Source organism: Rhizobium sp. SVR5-9E (assembly GCF_056755095.1).
This window is the reverse complement of the sequence record NZ_JBNDHS010000013.1, coordinates 32,132-48,484: the sequence shown is the minus strand read 5'-3', so window position 1 is coordinate 48,484 and position 16,353 is coordinate 32,132. Positions and strand designations below refer to the sequence as shown.

Annotated in this window: 16 protein-coding genes and 1 pseudogene; 12 read left to right on the top strand and 5 right to left on the bottom strand. The window is 61.2% G+C overall.

What is annotated here, in order from left to right:
* Positions 1-326 precede the first annotated feature (326 nt).
* The 4 genes from ACPYOJ_RS09310 (at position 327) to ACPYOJ_RS09295 (ending at position 4,690) form a co-directional block, all read left to right on the top strand.
* A complete protein-coding gene (locus ACPYOJ_RS09310; RefSeq protein ID WP_481415989.1) occupies positions 327-1,580 on the top strand; it encodes an alpha/beta hydrolase in 1,254 nt (417 codons plus the stop codon).
* An 84-nt stretch (positions 1,581-1,664) separates the two neighbouring features.
* Positions 1,665-2,915 carry an NAD(P)/FAD-dependent oxidoreductase gene (locus tag ACPYOJ_RS09305; protein ID WP_481415988.1) on the top strand — a complete coding sequence of 417 codons (1,251 nt, stop codon included), beginning with the start codon at positions 1,665-1,667 and terminating at the stop codon, positions 2,913-2,915.
* 10 nt (positions 2,916-2,925) lie between these two features.
* Positions 2,926-3,636: an SDR family oxidoreductase gene (locus ACPYOJ_RS09300; protein WP_481415987.1), complete on the top strand. Its 711-nt coding sequence runs from the start codon at positions 2,926-2,928 to the stop codon at positions 3,634-3,636.
* Between the two features lie 16 nt (positions 3,637-3,652).
* The gene (locus tag ACPYOJ_RS09295; RefSeq protein WP_481415986.1) at positions 3,653-4,690 is read left to right on the top strand and encodes a 4-hydroxyproline epimerase; all 1,038 of its coding nucleotides are present in this window, start codon (positions 3,653-3,655) and stop codon (positions 4,688-4,690) included.
* Positions 4,691-4,793: 103 nt separating this feature from the next.
* Here ACPYOJ_RS09295 and ACPYOJ_RS09290 read toward each other — a convergent pair whose 3' ends face one another.
* Positions 4,794-5,270 (bottom strand): RbsD/FucU family protein, encoded by a 477-nt coding sequence (locus ACPYOJ_RS09290; RefSeq protein WP_481415985.1) that lies wholly within the window; start codon positions 5,268-5,270, stop codon positions 4,794-4,796.
* On the bottom strand, positions 5,254-6,501 hold the full coding sequence (locus ACPYOJ_RS09285) for an ROK family transcriptional regulator (RefSeq protein ID WP_481415984.1): 1,248 nt from the start codon (positions 6,499-6,501) through the stop codon (positions 5,254-5,256). Before ACPYOJ_RS09285 ends, ACPYOJ_RS09290 begins: the two co-directional genes overlap by 17 nt.
* A 236-nt stretch (positions 6,502-6,737) precedes the next feature.
* Here ACPYOJ_RS09285 and ACPYOJ_RS09280 point away from each other — a divergent pair, with 236 nt between their 5' ends.
* The 6 genes from ACPYOJ_RS09280 to pyrC all read left to right on the top strand — a co-directional run bounded on the left by ACPYOJ_RS09280 (position 6,738) and on the right by pyrC (position 12,002).
* Positions 6,738-7,757, top strand: coding sequence for a substrate-binding domain-containing protein (locus tag ACPYOJ_RS09280; RefSeq protein WP_481415983.1), 1,020 nt, complete (start codon positions 6,738-6,740; stop codon positions 7,755-7,757).
* A gap of 169 nt (positions 7,758-7,926) precedes the next feature.
* Entirely contained in the window at positions 7,927-9,006 is a 1,080-nt protein-coding gene (locus ACPYOJ_RS09275) for an ABC transporter permease (protein WP_481415982.1), read from the top strand.
* Positions 9,006-9,788 carry an ATP-binding cassette domain-containing protein gene (locus ACPYOJ_RS09270; RefSeq protein WP_481415981.1) on the top strand — a complete coding sequence of 261 codons (783 nt, stop codon included), beginning with the start codon at positions 9,006-9,008 and terminating at the stop codon, positions 9,786-9,788. Before ACPYOJ_RS09275 ends, ACPYOJ_RS09270 begins: the two co-directional genes overlap by 1 nt.
* Positions 9,785-10,411, top strand: a complete 627-nt coding sequence (locus tag ACPYOJ_RS09265; protein ID WP_481415980.1) for a nucleoside triphosphate hydrolase — start codon at positions 9,785-9,787, stop codon at positions 10,409-10,411. The genes ACPYOJ_RS09270 and ACPYOJ_RS09265 overlap by 4 nt, the downstream gene beginning before the upstream one ends.
* Before the next feature lie 117 nt (positions 10,412-10,528).
* On the top strand, positions 10,529-10,876 hold the full coding sequence (locus tag ACPYOJ_RS09260; RefSeq protein WP_481415979.1) for a DUF805 domain-containing protein: 348 nt from the start codon (positions 10,529-10,531) through the stop codon (positions 10,874-10,876).
* A gap of 85 nt (positions 10,877-10,961) precedes the next feature.
* Positions 10,962-12,002: a dihydroorotase gene (pyrC, locus tag ACPYOJ_RS09255; protein ID WP_481415978.1), complete on the top strand. Its 1,041-nt coding sequence runs from the start codon at positions 10,962-10,964 to the stop codon at positions 12,000-12,002.
* A gap of 67 nt (positions 12,003-12,069) precedes the next feature.
* Here pyrC and ACPYOJ_RS09250 read toward each other — a convergent pair whose 3' ends face one another.
* Both ACPYOJ_RS09250 and ACPYOJ_RS09245 read right to left on the bottom strand, forming a co-directional pair.
* Positions 12,070-12,552: an anthrone oxygenase family protein gene (locus tag ACPYOJ_RS09250; protein ID WP_481415977.1), complete on the bottom strand. Its 483-nt coding sequence runs from the start codon at positions 12,550-12,552 to the stop codon at positions 12,070-12,072.
* 2 nt (positions 12,553-12,554) lie between these two features.
* Positions 12,555-13,376 (bottom strand): annotated as a pseudogene (locus tag ACPYOJ_RS09245) (NmrA family NAD(P)-binding protein).
* 95 nt (positions 13,377-13,471) lie between these two features.
* Between ACPYOJ_RS09245 and ACPYOJ_RS09240 the strand changes: the two are divergent.
* Positions 13,472-14,137, top strand: a complete 666-nt coding sequence (locus tag ACPYOJ_RS09240) for a TetR/AcrR family transcriptional regulator (RefSeq protein ID WP_481415976.1) — start codon at positions 13,472-13,474, stop codon at positions 14,135-14,137.
* On the opposite strand, the gene ACPYOJ_RS09235 is transcribed toward ACPYOJ_RS09240, so the two are convergent.
* Positions 14,134-15,405, bottom strand: coding sequence for an MgtC/SapB family protein (locus ACPYOJ_RS09235; protein WP_481415975.1), 1,272 nt, complete (start codon positions 15,403-15,405; stop codon positions 14,134-14,136). The genes ACPYOJ_RS09240 and ACPYOJ_RS09235 overlap by 4 nt on opposite strands.
* Positions 15,406-15,610: 205 nt before the next feature.
* Between ACPYOJ_RS09235 and ACPYOJ_RS09230 the strand changes: the two genes are divergently transcribed.
* Complete coding sequence (locus ACPYOJ_RS09230) at positions 15,611-16,300, top strand: orotate phosphoribosyltransferase (protein WP_481415974.1); 690 nt, start codon at positions 15,611-15,613, stop codon at positions 16,298-16,300.
* Positions 16,301-16,353 lie beyond the last annotated feature (53 nt).

The following is a 16,353-nucleotide window of genomic DNA, read 5'->3' as shown; positions in this document are numbered from 1 at the left end:
CGGTAATATCTCTATTCCCGATGAAATTAATTGGGTATTCATAGCCTCGTAAGCAGCGCACTCCTCCTCCCAGCGCTCCTTACTTCGACTGGTAACACTCCTCCTCCCAGTTAACCAGTCAGGATCAAGAGCCCGGTGCACCTCCTCCCGCGCCGGGCTCTTTTCTATTTCAACCTCCAAACACCAATTCCAATCCGCGAAGCTATCGTCCGCAGGCGGCTGCCTTATTTGACTCCCATTGCGCCCGCTGGTTATTAGGCCGCCATCCAGCGCGTCCGGTCAGGCGCCGATGTTTAGGGTAGGCGATGTTTGATGGATTGGCGGCGATGCGGAAGACGCTTGTGAGCGTAACGCTCGCCACCTTCTTGTTGTCAGCCTGCGGTGGGCGGCATATCGGCGTGATGACGCCGGTCGGATCAGCGCAGCCCGGCACGTCCGAAGTCGATCTTCTCGTCGCAACCACCCGCGCACCGGACAAAGATCCGGCCGTTCTCTTTTCCGGCGAGCGTGGCTCCGGCCTGATGCTAAATGCCGTCGAGGTGTCTATCCCGCCGGATGCCAACCGCAAGATCGGTCAGGTGCAATGGCCGAAGCGCCTGCCGGCAGATCCGCTTCGTGATTTTGTTACCGTGTCGGTCGATCCGTTGGAAGGCGAAAAGCCCGGCGAGGTCTGGCTGAAGAACCATATGCCGAAGAGCCGCCGTGTGCTGATCTTCGTCCACGGCTTCAACAATCTCTACGAAGATTCGGTCTACCGCTTCGCGCAGATCGTTCACGATTCGCACGCGGACGTCGCCCCGGTCGTCTTCACCTGGCCATCACGCGGCAGCATCTTCGACTATAATTACGACAAGGAAAGCACCAACTATTCCCGCGACGCGCTGGAAGAGCTGCTGCACCGCGCTGCCCAAAATCCTGCGGTCGGCGATATCACCATCATGGCCCATTCGATGGGCACCTGGCTGACGGTCGAGGCGCTGCGCCAGATGGCGATCCGCGACGGGCATGTTGCAAGCAAGATCAACAACGTCATCCTTGCCTCGCCTGATCTCGATGTCGACGTCTTCGGCCGCCAGTTCGCCAGCCTTGGCAAGGAGCGGCCCCACTTCACCATCTTCGTTTCGCAGGACGACCGGGCTCTTGCGCTGTCACGCCGCATTTCCGGCAACGTCGATCGCCTTGGCCAGATTGATCCTTCCGTGGAGCCTTATCGCAGCAAGCTCGAGGCGGCGGGTATCACTGTCCTCGATCTCACCAAGCTCAAGGGCGGCGACAGGCTGAACCATGGCAAATTCGCTGAAAGCCCGGAGGTCGTGAAACTGATCGGCGACCGGCTGATTGCCGGCCAGACGATTACCGATTCGCGGGTGGGCCTCGGGGAGGCGGTTGGCGCTGTCGCGATCGGCGCGGCACAAACCGTCGGAAGTGCGACGAGCGTCGCCGTCAGCACGCCGATTGCGATCTTTGATCGGCGCACGCGACGTAACTACAATGCCCAGCTGAAACGCCTCGGCCAGTCCATGGAAAATACCGCGGGCTCGGTCGGAGATACGGTCGGCGCCGGCTTGCCGACGCAATAAAATTTCCCATAGGCATTCGTGCAGTTCTGATATATCACAGAGGCAAATCGCGGCCCGAAGCCGTTGCCTCTGATGGATGATGACATGAGCAATGAAATCAGGCCGACCGTGGCCGTTGTCGGTGCGGGCGTGATCGGCGCTTCGATCGCTTTCGAACTGCAGCGGCGCGGCTTCCAGGTGACATTGATCGATAAAGGCGAGCCCGGCCGCGGCACCTCCTACGGCAACATGGCCAGTATTGCGCTTGACTTCGCCGCGGGCTCCGGCCCGGCGACGTGGAAGAGAATTCCAGGCTGGCTGATGGACCCCGAGGGGCCGGTCTGGCTGCGTCCATCCTACGCGCCGAAAATGCTGCCTTGGTTCCTACGCTTCATTGCGGCCGGACGTCCATCCCGCCTTCGCGAGATCGAAGATGCAGGCATGAGCCTGACTCGCCAGGCACTTGGCGATTTCCGCGCCATGCTTTCTGCGATCGGCGCGCCGGAGCTGATGACGGAGGAGGGCTGCCTCGCGATCTATGAGACCGAGGCCGAATTTGCCGCCGATCGCGGTCATATCGAGATAATGCAGCGCTACGGCTTCGATTTCGAGGTGCTGAACGGCGGCGCGATCCGGCACTACGAGCCGGAACTTTCGCCTTCGATCGCAAAGGCCGTGCTTTTGCCAGACAACAAATCCATCCGCGATCCGTACCAGTTGGTTGTCAAATTGGCGGATGCCGCCCAGGCGGCAGGCACGCGCTTCGTCTCCGGCGCGGTGCGCAACATCGAACGCAAGCCGGGTGGGGCTGCAGTCGTGTTGCTCGAGGATGGTAGGGCCATTGAGGTAAACTCTGTCGTGCTGGCAGCTGGGGTGCATACACGCGCGCTTGCCGAAAGGCTCGGCGAGCCGATCCCGCTCGAAACTGAGCGCGGCTATCATACGCAGGTCATGAAACCCGGCATCTCCATGCGTTATGCGGTCATCTGGCCGCATCGTGCCTTCATGGTAACGCCGACGGCAGGAGGCATTCGCGTCGGCGGGAATGTCGAACTTGCGGGTCTTGCAGCACCACCGGATTTCCGCCGGGCGCGCGTGCTGGTACGGCATGCACAGCGCGCGCTGCCGGGTTTGAAAATCGAAGAGGCGTCCGAGTGGATGGGCCACCGCCCCGCGTTGCCGGACACGATTCCGATTATCTCGCCTTCATCGAAGGTGCCTGGCGTCTGGTATGCGACCGGCCACGGTCATCTCGGCCTGACGCTTTCGGCAACGACAGCGCGGTTGATCGCCGATATGGTGACAGGGGCCGAGCCTGCGGTCGGCATGACCCCTTTCCGCATTGATCGATACTAGGAGGAAACCGATGCCGGATAATGCGAAACCCGTAGCGCTGATTACCGGTGGCGGCCGGGGCATGGGCGAGGCAATCGCCCGCGAGCTCGCCGCACAAGGCTACCGCCTGGCACTGATGTCGCCTTCCGAAAGCTGCGAAAAGCTGGCGGCGGAGCTCGGCGGCGTCGCCTCCCGCGGCGTCGCGGAAAAGGCAGAGGACATTCAGGCGATCTTCGACCTGACAATGAGGACCTATGGCCGCATCGATGCGGTGGTGAACCACACCGGCCATCCGCCCAAGGGCGACCTCCTGGACATCACCGACGAGAATTGGACCCTCGGTTCAGACATGATGGTGCTTTCGCTGGTGCGCATGGCGCGGCTCGTGACACCGGTGATGCTGAAGCAAGGCAAGGGCGCCTTCGTCAACATCACGACTTTCGCCGCCTACGAGCCGTCGCTGATCTTTCCTGTTTCCTGTACCTACCGCGCAGCAGCGGGCGCGTTTACCAAGCTCTATTCGGATCGCTATGCGGCTGACAACATCCGCATGAACTGCATCCTTCCCGGCTATATCGACAGCCTCAACCACAAGCCGGAAACTGCCGAGAAGATCCCGATGAAGCGTATCGGCCACATGGAAGAAATCGCCAAGACTGCGGCCTTCCTGCTCTCTGACGGCGCCGGCTACATCACCGGCCAGAATATCCGCGTCGATGGCGGCATCACGCGCCACGTTTGATTTTGGAGTTTGAACGATGAGATGGAAGCGCACGATCCAGCTTCTGGATGTCCATGCGGAAGGCGAAATTGGCAAGGTCGCGATCGGCGGCGTGCCGAAGATCCCTGGCGAGACAGTCGCCGCGCAGCTTGCCTGGCTGAACAGCGATCCGAAGGGGCAGGAGCTTCGCCGCTTCCTCTGCCTGGAGCCGCGCGGCGCCCCGATCGGCTCCGTCAACCTGCTGCTGCCGCCGAAGCACCCCGATGCAGATGCTGCCTTCATCATCCTGCAACCGGATCAGGCGCATGCGAGTTCCGGTTCGAACTCGATCTGCGTGACCACAGCGCTGCTCGAATCCGGAATCGTCGAAATGCAGGAGCCGGAAACCGTCGTCACGCTGGAAACGGCTGCCGGTCTCGTCAAGGCGGTCGCGACCTGCCGCGACGGACGCTGTGAAAAGGTGAAGCTCACCATGGTGCCCTCCTTCGTGCATGAACTCGACGTGCCGGTCGAGACGCCGCATTGGGGCACGATCAAGGTCGATATATGCTATGGCGGCATCTTCTATGCGCTTGTCGATGTCGGTCAGATCAACCTGACGATCGAGAAGGCCAATGCCGCGGCCCTTGTCCAGGCCGGCATGATCCTGAAAGACCTCATCAACCGTGCCGTGCCGGTCGTGCATCCGGAAATCCCGGCCATCTCGGGCGTTGCCTATGTGATGTTCCGCGATCTCGAAGCAGACGGCACGGTACGCACCTGCACGACCATGTGGCCCGGCCGCGCCGACCGCTCGCCCTGCGGCACCGGCAATTCCGCCAACCTCGCCACGCGTTATGCCCGCGGCACCGCCAAGGTCGGCGACGTCTTCAAGTCGCGTTCGATCATCGGCTCGGAATTCGAGGTCGGCCTGCAGGCGGTCACCGAAGTCGCGGGCCGCCCTGCGATCATTCCGACGATCACCGGCCGCGGCTTCACCTTCGGCCTGTCGCAGGTGGCGCTCGACCCCTTCGATCCGCATCCTGGCGGTTTTGCTCTGACGGACGTCTGGGGACCGCAGGCGGGCGAGATTTGAGCGTTAGCAATTCCAGGAAAAGTACGCAGCGGTTTTCCGTCCGGAATTGCGTGAAAACAAAGAGATAGAGCGGTTCCGTGATTCCGTGAAAAGCTGAGCCGCTCTAGTAGTCGAAAGGCTCTGCCGTCGTCTTGACGTCCTCGCCGGGGGCTTTCGGATAGATGACCCCCTTGCGCAGGATAATGTTGGCGTAGAGGCGCGGCTCGCTCGTCTGGATGACGGCGTGGGCGGCACGTACGCGATTATAGAAATCCTGGCCGACGAGTGGCGTCACTTGGCGATGTGGCTCGTGCTTGGCACAGCAATCGATCATCTCCTCGTGCACGGGGTCGAGCTTGTCGCGCTCGGATTTCACCGTCGATCGGAAGATCGCTTCCGGCACGAAGTCGTCGATCGGCAGGACGCTGAGAACGGCGTCGAGTACAGGCACGATAGCGTGGCCGTCGAGGCGGATCAGCCGGCGCGCATGCTCGACACCCGGATAATTGCCGTCGACGATGGCGATTTCGTCGCCGTGGCCCATCTCTCGTAGCGTCGCAAGCAATTGCGGACTCAAGAGAGGATCAAGCCCCTTCAGCATTCTCGATCTCCTTGAAGAGTACATTCTGATCGGTCAGATAGCGGGCGAAAATCGGCAGGCTCGCTCCGCCGATGGCGCGTGCCTGGGCCCCGACCGCGCCTTCGATAATCTCCGGCATGACGACGCCCTGCAGGTCAAGCTTCGCCGCTTCCTGGATGGTCGCATGCACGATACGCTTGCGCACCCAGCCGGGGAAGCCGCCGTCGATGACGGCGGCGCTGAAATCAATGATCGAGGCTGCAGCGACGATCGCCTGCGCCAGCGCTTTCGCCGTATCCTGGATCCAGGTTTCCATCGGTTCGCCGAAATCCACCCAGTCGTTGGCGGAATACCAGAGCGGCTGAGGGTCGATGCCCTTCTCGCGCAGCATGTTTTCAAGCACGAAGATCGAGGCGATATCGAGAAGCTGACGGTTTTCACCATTCTTGCCGCGGACCGGGAGAGGGCCGATCGCGCCTGCGGTGCCCGTGCGGCCGGAGAAGATCGCCGAGTTGAGGACGATGCCGCCGCCGATGAAAGAGCCGATGAAAAGATAGACGAAATCGGGATAGGACGGGCCGACGCCGAAGACGAGCTCCGCTCCGCAGGCGCTGGTCGCGTCGTTTTGCAGATAGACCGGATGCGAGACACGGGCCGCAACTTCGGCCTGCAGGTCGAACCCGCGCCAGACCTCCATCGCGCCCTCCGGGGCACCGACCTCGTCAGCCCAGTTCCAAAGCTCGAAAGGAGCCGCAATGCCCAGTCCAGCGACACGGCTTCGCTGCTTGTCGTCAAGCCTGCTTTCGAGCTCCCCAATGCCGGCGATGATAAAATCAAGTATTTCGCCGGGCAATGGATAGGCATAGGTCCGGTGCAGTTGCATGCGAATGCGTCCGACGAAATCCATCAACACCAGATCGGCGCTGCGGCGACCCATTTTGACCCCGAAGGAATAGACGGCGTCCGGGTTGAGAAGCATCGGGATCGACGGTTGCCCGACGCGGCCGCGCACGGGTTCGCCTCTTGAAAGCAGGCCCTCCTTCTCCAATTCCCGCATGATGACGGAAACGGTCTGGGCGGAAAGACCGCTGCGGCGTGCGATATCGGCTTTCGAAAGGGAGCCGTAGAGGCGTACCAGCGAAAGGACAAGCCGCTCATTATAGGCGCGCACCCTGATCTGGTTCGCGCCTCCGGCGGGGTTCAGAATAGGTGGTGGAGCCGGTGCTTGCACCGGACCGTCCAAGGACGACATTGGCCACTCCTCCTGTTCATTGGCCTATGCCTGATTTTTTGTCAGCATGCCATAGGGAATTAATAATTCAATCAGATTTATTTATTGACAAGCGAATTTGTTTTCGCTCTTAATTGCGATCGTCAACGGTAGGGACGGCCTTGGGGGAGACCTTTGACCAATCCGCAGCGCCGTCCCGTGCTTTCATATTCCGGTTCTGCCATGCGGGCGTTCCGGCTAATCTGTGGGAGGAGTTCATGAAGAAATCAGTTCTTGCTTTCGGCGCGCTTGCGCTCGGCGTCGCCTTTTCCGCTCCGGCGATGGCGGCAGATGTTTCCGCCTGCCTGATCACCAAAACCGACACCAATCCCTTTTTCGTGAAGATGAAGGAAGGTGCGACTGCCAAGGCCAAAGAGCTTGGCATGACGCTGAAGTCCTACGCGGGCAAGATCGACGGCGACAGTGAAACTCAGGTGGCGGCCATCGAAACCTGCATAGCAGACGGGGCAAAAGGTATTCTGCTGACCGCCTCCGATACCAAGGGCATCGTTCCCGTGGTGAAAAAGGCGCGTGATGCGGGAATTCTGGTGATCGCGCTGGATACGCCTCTCGATCCGATCGATGCGGCTGATTCCACCTTCGCCACTGACAACTTCCTTGCTGGAAAGTTGATCGGCCAGTGGGCCGCCGCAACGCTCGGCGATGCCGCCAAGGATGCGAAAGTCGCCTTCCTCGACCTGACCCCGGCACAGCCGACGGTCGGCGTCCTCCGTGACCAGGGCTTCATGACGGGCTTTGGCATGGATACGAAGGATCCCAACAAGATCGGCGACGAGGACGACTCGCGCATCGTCGGCCACGACGTCACCAACGGTAACGAGGAAGGTGGACGCACCGCGATGGAGAACCTTCTCCAGAAGGATCCGACCATCAATGTCGTCTATACGATCAACGAGCCGGCCGCTGCCGGTGCGTTCCAGTCCCTGAAGGCCGTCGGACGCGACAAGGACGTCCTGATCGTCTCCGTTGATGGTGGCTGCCCGGGCGTCAAGAACGTCACGGAAGGCGTCATTGGCGCGACGTCTCAGCAGTATCCGCTGCAGATGGCGGCGCTCGGCATGGAAGCCATCAAGAAGTTCGCCGACAGCGGCGAAAAGCCTAAGCCGACAGAAGGAAAGAATTTCTTCGATACGGGTGTCGCGCTGGTGACCGACAAGCCCGCATCGGGTGTCGAATCGATCGACACCAAGGCAGGCATGGACAAGTGCTGGGGCTAGGAAGCCGCAGCCGATGCGAAGGCGGGGGCGCGCTTGCCCCCGCTGCCCGACTCATCTTTGACAGCACGCCGAATTGGGTGCAGCTTAATCGAAATCGCTAAAATACCGGACCCTGCAAGCCGGGCAGCGATGCGCCCCCGGAAATGGGGCACAGGCGGGAGGAATATCCATGAGCGAGCCTACAACAGCCGCACCGCATCACGACTACGAAAAAGTTCTCAGGGACAGTTCGACCGAGGTCGCCTCATTCGACACGCATGAGCGGACAGCCCTTCAGAAGTTCCAGCATTTCCTGCACTCCAGCCCGTCGACAGTGTCGCTGATCGTGCTGGTACTGTCGCTGATCGTCTTCGGGGTCCTGCTCGGGACCAAGTTTTTCTCTGCCTTTGCCTTGACGCTGATCCTGCAGCAGGTCGCGATTACCGGCATCGTCGGCGCGGCCCAGACGCTGGTCATCATGACCGCCGGCATCGACCTGTCGGTTGGCGCTATCATGGTCCTCTCTTCCGTCGTCATGGGGCAGTTCGTCTTCCGCTACGGCTTTCCGCCGACTATCGCCATTCTCGGCGGTTTCGCTCTGGGCGCGCTCTGCGGCTATATCAACGGGCTGCTCGTTGCGCGCATGAAGCTGCCGCCATTCATCGTCACGCTCGGCATGTGGCAGATCGTGCTGGCGACGAACTTCCTCTATTCCGCGAATGAGACCATTCGGGCGCAGGACATCGAGGCGAATGCGCCGATGCTGCAGTTCTTCGGCAACACGTTCCGTGTCGGCGGTGCGGTCTTCACCTATGGCGTCATCGTTCTGGTGCTGCTGGTGGCTCTGCTCTGGTACGTGCTCAACCACACCGCATGGGGCCGGCATCTTTATGCCGTCGGCGACGATCCGGAAGCGGCGCAGCTGTCCGGCGTCAACGTCAAGCGCATGCTGATTTCCGTCTACGTTCTTTCGGGCTTGATCTGTGCGCTCGCGGGCTGGGCCTTGATTGGCCGGCTCGGCTCCGTCTCTCCGACCGCGGGCCAGTTCGCCAATATTGAATCCATTACGGCGGTGGTGATCGGCGGCATCTCGCTCTTCGGCGGGCGCGGTTCGATCCTGGGTATGCTCTTTGGCGCGCTGATCGTCGGCGTCTTCTCGCTCGGTCTGCGCCTGCTTGGGACGGACGTGCAATGGACTTATCTCTTGATCGGCGTGCTCATCATTGCTGCCGTCGCGATTGACCAGTGGATCAGAAAGGTAGCAGGCTGATGGCTCAGGAACCCATTCTCACGGCGCGCGGCCTCGTCAAGCGTTACGGCCGGGTCACGGCTCTGGACCACGCCGATTTCGATCTCTACCCGGGCGAAATCCTTGCCGTTATCGGCGATAACGGCGCTGGCAAGTCGTCGCTGATTAAGGCCATCTCTGGCGCGATCCATGCGGACGAGGGAGAAATCCGCCTCGAAGGGCAGCCGGTGCATTTCCGTTCGCCGATCGATGCCCGCAAGGCCGGCATCGAGACGGTGTATCAGAACCTGGCGCTGTCACCGGCCCTCTCGATTGCCGACAACATGTTCCTTGGCCGCGAAATCCGCAAGCCGGGCTTCATGGGCAAGTTCCTGCGCAAGCTCGATCATTCCGCAATGGAGAAGGCGGCTCGTGGCAAGCTTAACGAACTCGGCCTGATGACCATCCAGAACATCAACCAGGCGGTGGAAACGCTCTCGGGTGGCCAGCGCCAGGGCGTGGCAGTGGCTCGTGCGGCTGCCTTCGGCTCGAAGATGGTCATCATGGACGAACCGACGGCTGCTCTCGGCGTCAAGGAAAGCCGGCGGGTTCTGGAACTGATCCTGGATGTTCGGGCCCGCGGCCTGCCGATCGTGCTCATCTCCCACAACATGCCGCATGTCTTCGAAGTGGCTGACCGCATCCACATCCACCGTCTCGGTCGCCGCCTGACGGTTATCAATCCGAAGGAGTACACAATGTCCGACGCCGTCGCCTTCATGACCGGCGCCAAGACACCTCCCGCGGAAACGGTCGCCGCATGAGCGAAGAGATTGAAAACATCGCCGGCGAGGTCATCAGACGCGCCGGCGATGCAAGGCGGTTCCTGATCGCCATCGCCGGTCCGCCGGGTGCCGGCAAATCCACCATGGCGGAGGGTCTGGCCGAGGCGCTGAAAGCGAGGGGCGAGAGCGCGGAAGTGCTGCCCATGGACGGCTTTCACATGGACAACGCAATCCTCATCGAGCGCGGCCTGCTCGCCCGCAAGGGCATCCCGGAAACCTTCGATGTCCGCGGCTTCCTCGATATCATACGCGCTGTCAGGCCTGCGGATCAGGAGGTTCTCGTGCCGGTCTTCGACCGCTCGCGCGAACTTGCGATCGCCTCTGCCCGCGTCGTCTCGCCGGAACATCGCTTCATCATCGTCGAGGGCAACTATCTGCTGCTTAGCCTCGGCAAGTGGGCGGAGCTCGAGGGCATCTTCGACTACACCGTCATGCTCGCCCCGCCGATCGAGGTCCTGGAAGAGCGCCTCTGGGCGCGCTGGCGCGGCTACAAGCTGACGGAAGAGCAAGCGAGCGCCAAGGTCTATGGCAACGACCTACCGAACGGCAGGCTGATCCTCGCCAACCGCCGTCCCGCCGATATCACGCTCGAGATTGCCTGATCCTGTGTGATTGCGCCTGGCGTGCTCGCCTTGCGGAGCCTGGAGAATCGGTGCATCCTCACCCGAATACAACTTCTGCTTTGCAGCGGAGGTTCTGCGGGCCAGAGGGAGCCGGACATGAACTTCACGGAAGCCGTATCGTCAGTCTTCTCAAAATACGCTGTCTTCAGCGGCCGGGCCGGGCGTCCGGAATTTTGGTTGTTTGCGCTCTTCAATGTGATCGCGTCTTTGGTCGTTGCATTCATCGACAATCTGCTGTTCGGCCACGAAATCCTCGGTGCAATCTATGGCCTCGGCGTGCTGCTTCCCAGCCTTGCCGTCGCTGTCCGGCGACTGCACGACATAGACCACTCCGGCTGGTGGATTCTGGTCGGTCTCGTCCCGCTGATCGGCTGGATCATCCTGCTCATCTGGTATATCCGCCCAGGAACGCCCGACCCGAACCAGTACGGTCCGCCGGTCTGAAAATCCGAGGCAAAATGTTGCCATTGCCTGCACAGGGGTGATAATGCCGGGGCTGAACCTATAGGCCAGCCGCCGGAGCCGCAGCATGCAATCGATCACCATTCGCCGTCCAGATGACTGGCACCTCCACCTACGTGACGGCGCCATGCTCGAAGGGGTGATCGGCGATACCAGCCGCGATTTCGCTCGCGCCATCATCATGCCGAACCTCGTGCCGCCGGTCGTGACGACGGCGGACGCGGCAGCCTATCGCGAGCGGATCATGAAAGCCCTGCCGAAGGGCGATCGCTTCGAGCCGCTGATGACACTCTATCTCACGGAGCACACGAGCGCCGACGATGTGGAGGAAGGCTACAAAATCGGTCTGATAACGGCGGTGAAACTCTATCCGGCAGGTGCCACCACCAATTCACATGGCGGCGTGCGCGACCTGGAAAAGGCGATGCCGGTGTTGGAGCGCATGGCGAAGATCGGTCTGCCGCTCTGCGTGCATGGCGAAGTCACGACGCCCGAGGTCGACATCTTCGATCGCGAAGCGGTGTTCATCGAAACCGTGCTGGACCCTTTGCGCAAGCGCCTGCCGGAGCTGAAGGTCACGATGGAGCATGTCACGACGGCCGACGGCATCAACTACATCAAGTCGTCGAAGGCCAACCTCGCAGGCTCCATCACCACACATCACCTGATCATCAACCGCAATGCCATCCTCGTCGGCGGCATTCGCCCGCATTATTACTGCCTGCCGGTCGCCAAACGCGAAAACCATCGGCTTGCGTTGCGTGCGGCAGCGGTCAGCGGCGACCAGCGCTTCTTCCTCGGCACGGATTCGGCACCGCATATCGATCCGCTGAAGGAATGCGCCTGCGGCTGCGCCGGCATCTACACGTCGGTTAACACTATGAGCTGCCTTGCGCATGTCTTTGAACAGGAAAACGCGCTCGAAAAGCTCGAAGCCTTTGTCTCGCTGAGCGGCCCCGCCTGGTATGGCCTTCAGCCGAACGAAGAGCGCATCACGCTCGTGAGGCGTGAAAAACCCGTGGCGTTTCCGGCAAAAGTCGAAACAGGTGCCGGACTGGTGACCGTGTTCGACCCCATGTTCCCCCTGCATTGGGAGGTTGAACGCTAACTGTGCGGTCACGGCCACTTGCCGCTAAAGAGTGGCGGGAGGACAGCACCGTCCGGCGCTTGATCAATCACAGGATCATCAGGGCCCGGACGAACGCGATTGCGGCAAGGAGCGATGCGGCGGTGCGAACATGGTTCCACCGCGTCCAGTCCTTCAGATAGCTATTCCACACGCTTACCGCTTCTGCCCCGCTGCCGCTGACTTTCGCCAGCGCATCGTTCATCGGCACGTTGAAAACGATGGTCGAGATGAAGCATGCAACGACATAGAGCGTCGCACCAGCCAACATCCAGACGCTGGCGCTTCCACGCCAATCGATGAGCGCTAGGACGCCGATCAGCACGCACAGGATCGCGGTCGGAACGAACAGCACCATGAAAGGCGAGCGCACGATGGTGACGTTGATCGAATTCATCGCCGCGATTCCCTGCTCCGGCGGAATGCGGGCGAAGGCCACCATGATGAAGGTCGAAAAGGCGAAGAAGATACCGGCAACAAGACCGCTGCCGATCGCCGCCGCCGCAAGTGCGAGCATGAGGATCGTCGCCATGTTCATGCCCTCCAGACGCCGGTCGCCGCGGCCTCGCGGACATATTGGCCGAAGTCTTTCGGGGGCCGCCCGAGGATTTCCTTCACGCCGTGCATGACGCGCGAATTGCGGCCGTCGAGCACCTGACTGAAGAGCTCTTCCAGAAGATCAATTGCGTCTTCCGGCATGCCGCCCAAGGAAAGGACGGCTTTAAATTCGGCCATCGCTATCTGCCGGTAGCGGATCGGCCTGCCGGACGCTGCGGCAATCTCGGCAACCGCCTCGCTGAAAGTGAGCGCGCAAGGTCCAGTCAGCTCGTAGGTTTTGCCGCGATGGCGCGGATCGGTCAGTGCTGCAACGGCGGCGTCGGCAATGTTGTCGGCATCGATGAAGGGTTCCTTTACCTCACCCGCCGGCAGCGCGAGTTCTCCCGCAGCAATTGATTCCGCAAACGCGCCTTCGCTGAAGTTCTGGAAGAACCAGGAGGCTCGCAGGATCGTGTAGTCAATGCCCGAAGCCTTGAGTACCTCTTCGCTACGCTCGGCGCCGTCCTCACCACGGCCGGACAGCAGCACGATGTGCCGCAGGCCGCATTCTACGGTTGTCTTGGCCAGTGCGCCGATAGCGTCGGCCGCCCACGCGACGGCGAGATCGGGCTGAAAGGCAACGTATACGCTAGTGCCCCCTGCGAGTGCCGCGGGCCAGGTCGTCTTATTTCAATCGAAAGGGCGGGCGGTGGACCGCGAGGCGAGGCGATGCTTGAGGCCGAGATTTTCGAGGCGTGCCGCTACACGGCCGCCGGTTTTGCCCGATCCGCCGACAAGGATGATTTCCGCATTCTGCATGTCGAATCCTCTTCCTAAAAAGAGAGAAACTCTCTCATTTGCTTAATGAGATAAACTCTCTTATTTTAAGAGTCAATCGAAAATTGGAGCAGCGAATGCCGGAGCCGGCGGCGGTCAAGCGCAAGAGACAGCAGGAGCCGACTGGCCAGCCGAGACGGATTCCGCGTCAGCAGCGGGGGCGTGACCGTTTCGAGAAGATCCTCTCGGTGGCGGTCGAACTGATCGAAACAAGGGGCAGCGATGCCCTGAAGATGAGCGAAATCGTCGAAAAGGCGGGACTTTCCTTCGGTGCGCTGTACCAGTATTTCCCGGACAAGAGCTCCATCATCCGAACCCTCGCCGAGCGCTTCAACGAGCAGGGCAGACACTGCGTCGAGCAGGAGTTGGCCAAGGTGACGAGCCCCGAAACGCTGCAGCAGGCGCTCTGCAACATCGTTGATCAGTATTATGACTTTTTCCGCCGCGAGCCTGTCATGCGCGACATCTGGCACGCAACGCAGGCCGACAAGCTGTTGCAGCAGGTCGACGCCGAGGACATGGAATTCCACGCACAGAGACTATTCACGGTTCTGGCGAAGCTCTGGCCGAAGCGTGAAGCGCACGAATTGCTCTCGGTTGCGCGGCTGACGATGCATCTGCTGGCGGCGGCCGTGCGCTATTCGATCTCGGTCAGCGAGGAGGAAGGACGGGCCGCGATGGCGCTCTACAAGAGGATGCTGCCGGCCGATATCGGCGGACTCCTCGATAGCGGCTCGTGTTAGTCGCCGATAAAGCTGCGGAACGCGAAATAGGCCACGCCGCCCATGGCAACGGCGACGGTCGACGCCAGCCCCAAAGCGATCCCATATTGCCGCGCGCCGCCGGTGGAGGCCAGAATCGCCTTCGTCGCCGTGTTGACGGCCACCGCGATCAGGATGACGTCCGAGGCTGTTTTGACGTTGATCGCAGAGCCCGCCAGCCGCGCCGTTGAAAGCGTGATTGCGTCCACATCAACAAGACCGGAGATCGCGGCTACGGCAAAAAGCGCAGCCGCGCCGAGGTAGTCGATGGTCATCTTCGATACCAGGCTGATTAATCCGAGTAGCGCCGCGAAGGAGAGAACTGCCCGCAACTCAAAGGGGTTCTTCAGCTTTATTTCCGGCACCTCGGTTCCGGAGCCGGAGCGCCAGACACAATAGAGACCTGCAACCAGAAGGCCGATGATCGCCGGGATCAGGGCGGACGCAAGCGGGGCAAGCAAGTCGAAGGACAAGGCGGCGCCGATAATCAGGACGCGGGCAAAGGACAAGGCGCCTGCGATCGCTGCTCCGGCCGCAAGATGGGTCGAACCCTCAGGCGCTTCCTTTGAGTACCGGGCAAAGGAGAGCGTCAGTGCGGTGGAAGACACCAGCCCTCCCGCCGCTCCTGCCAGTAGAATGCCTCGGCTCGTGCCTGTCGCCTTGATTGCGATGTAGCCGGCAAAGGAAAGGGCTGCGATGGTGATGGTCAGCACCCAGAGAGAGAAAGGATTGAGCGCACCCCAAGGGTCGAGTGCCCTGTCCGGCAGGAGCGGCAGCGCAATCACCGTCATGGCGAGCAGCATCAGCGCCGAGCGCAACTCCCGCCATGTCAAGCCTCTGAGAAAGCCGTGCAGCTTCTGGCGTGCAGCAAGGATTACCGCTGTTGCAACGCCGCCAGCTGCCGCAGTGACGATATCACCGAGAGCGGCAAGGGCGCCGAGCCCGAAAACCACGAGTGCGGCCACGACAGAGGTTATGCTGTAGTCCTCGTCTTCCTGTGTTTCCTGCCACTTGCCTGCGATATAGGCGAGGCCGAGCAACAGCGCGATCGTCGCGGGCAGGAAGGGGCCGGTCATGGAATGAAGCGTTCCGGCTATTCCGCCGAGAAAGCCGGTGAGCCCGAATGTACGGATACCCGCGGTTCTCCCGCCCGCGCGTATGTCGCGCTCTTGCCAGCCGCGCTCGACGCCGACGAGCAGACCGATCGCAAGCGCCACACCGAGCCGTTGGAAGATTTCGATATGTTCCATGCCACAACGATATGCCCGTCGCGCGGCCGTGCAAGCTGAAAGAAGGCGACATCTCCTGCCACAGAGCCATTCCGGTTGGCAGATGCCACGACACTGCCCGGAGAGGCCGTTTTTGCCGGCATTCTTCGCGCCAAGGCGTTCGCCGTTCTGGAATCTTGCCGTGCTTGCTGCTATGGCCCCATAGATTTGAGCAAAGGAGAGAGCGATGATCCAGACGACATTCACCGACCGCGCCGTGATGGCGGAACTCGTGGCGAAGATGCTCTGGGAGATCAAGGCGGTGCACTTCAACGCCGCCCAGCCGTACAAGTTCGCCTCCGGCATGGCGAGCCCGGTCTATATCGATTGCCGCAAGCTGCTCTCCTTTCCGCGTGTCCGCTCGACTGTGATGGATTTTGCCTCCAGTATTGTGTTGCGCGAGGCCGGCTTCGAGCAGTTCGATTGCATCGCGGGCGGCGAAACGGCGGGCATTCCGTTTGCCGCGCTGCTCGCCGATCGCCTCAGCCTGCCGATGATCTATGTCCGCAAACAGCCGAAAGGTCATGGCCGCAACGCGCAGATTGAAGGCAACATGCCGGAGGGCTCGCGTGTCCTCGTCATTGAAGACTTGACGACTGCCGGCGGCAGCATGTTCAAGTTCATTGATGCCGTCCGCGCCGCTGGTGGCGTGGTCGAACACGGCATCGCGCTCTTCTACTACGGCATTTTCGATGAGGGCGCGCTGCGCTTTGCCGATGGTAAAGTGAAGCTGCACTACATCGCTACGTGGCGCGATGTTCTTGCCGTTGCGAAAGCGCAGAAGCTCTTCGACGAGAAAACGCTTAGCGAAGTCGAGGCGTTCCTGGACGCGCCGCTCGCCTGGTCCGCACGCCACGGTGGCATCTCGTCGCTTTAGGGCAGAATAGGCGAAGTGCCGCTTTGCTTTTGCCATGAAGTTATTTAATCGAT

Excerpts from the sequence above, each read along its gene's own strand:
- ACPYOJ_RS09310 (WP_481415989.1), top strand. The coding sequence starts at position 327 with ATGCGGAAGACGCTTGTGAGCGTAACGCTCGCCACCTTCTTGTTGTCA.
- ACPYOJ_RS09305 (WP_481415988.1), top strand. The coding sequence starts at position 1,665 with ATGAGCAATGAAATCAGGCCGACCGTGGCCGTTGTCGGTGCGGGCGTG.
- ACPYOJ_RS09300 (WP_481415987.1), top strand. The coding sequence starts at position 2,926 with ATGCCGGATAATGCGAAACCCGTAGCGCTGATTACCGGTGGCGGCCGG.
- ACPYOJ_RS09295 (WP_481415986.1), top strand. The coding sequence starts at position 3,653 with ATGAGATGGAAGCGCACGATCCAGCTTCTGGATGTCCATGCGGAAGGC.
- ACPYOJ_RS09290 (WP_481415985.1), bottom strand. The coding sequence starts at position 5,270 with ATGCTGAAGGGGCTTGATCCTCTCTTGAGTCCGCAATTGCTTGCGACG.
- ACPYOJ_RS09285 (WP_481415984.1), bottom strand. The coding sequence starts at position 6,501 with ATGTCGTCCTTGGACGGTCCGGTGCAAGCACCGGCTCCACCACCTATT.
- ACPYOJ_RS09280 (WP_481415983.1), top strand. The coding sequence starts at position 6,738 with ATGAAGAAATCAGTTCTTGCTTTCGGCGCGCTTGCGCTCGGCGTCGCC.
- ACPYOJ_RS09275 (WP_481415982.1), top strand. The coding sequence starts at position 7,927 with ATGAGCGAGCCTACAACAGCCGCACCGCATCACGACTACGAAAAAGTT.
- ACPYOJ_RS09270 (WP_481415981.1), top strand. The coding sequence starts at position 9,006 with ATGGCTCAGGAACCCATTCTCACGGCGCGCGGCCTCGTCAAGCGTTAC.
- ACPYOJ_RS09265 (WP_481415980.1), top strand. The coding sequence starts at position 9,785 with ATGAGCGAAGAGATTGAAAACATCGCCGGCGAGGTCATCAGACGCGCC.
- ACPYOJ_RS09260 (WP_481415979.1), top strand. The coding sequence starts at position 10,529 with ATGAACTTCACGGAAGCCGTATCGTCAGTCTTCTCAAAATACGCTGTC.
- pyrC (WP_481415978.1), top strand. The coding sequence starts at position 10,962 with ATGCAATCGATCACCATTCGCCGTCCAGATGACTGGCACCTCCACCTA.
- ACPYOJ_RS09250 (WP_481415977.1), bottom strand. The coding sequence starts at position 12,552 with ATGGCGACGATCCTCATGCTCGCACTTGCGGCGGCGGCGATCGGCAGC.
- ACPYOJ_RS09240 (WP_481415976.1), top strand. The coding sequence starts at position 13,472 with ATGCCGGAGCCGGCGGCGGTCAAGCGCAAGAGACAGCAGGAGCCGACT.
- ACPYOJ_RS09235 (WP_481415975.1), bottom strand. The coding sequence starts at position 15,405 with ATGGAACATATCGAAATCTTCCAACGGCTCGGTGTGGCGCTTGCGATC.
- ACPYOJ_RS09230 (WP_481415974.1), top strand. The coding sequence starts at position 15,611 with ATGATCCAGACGACATTCACCGACCGCGCCGTGATGGCGGAACTCGTG.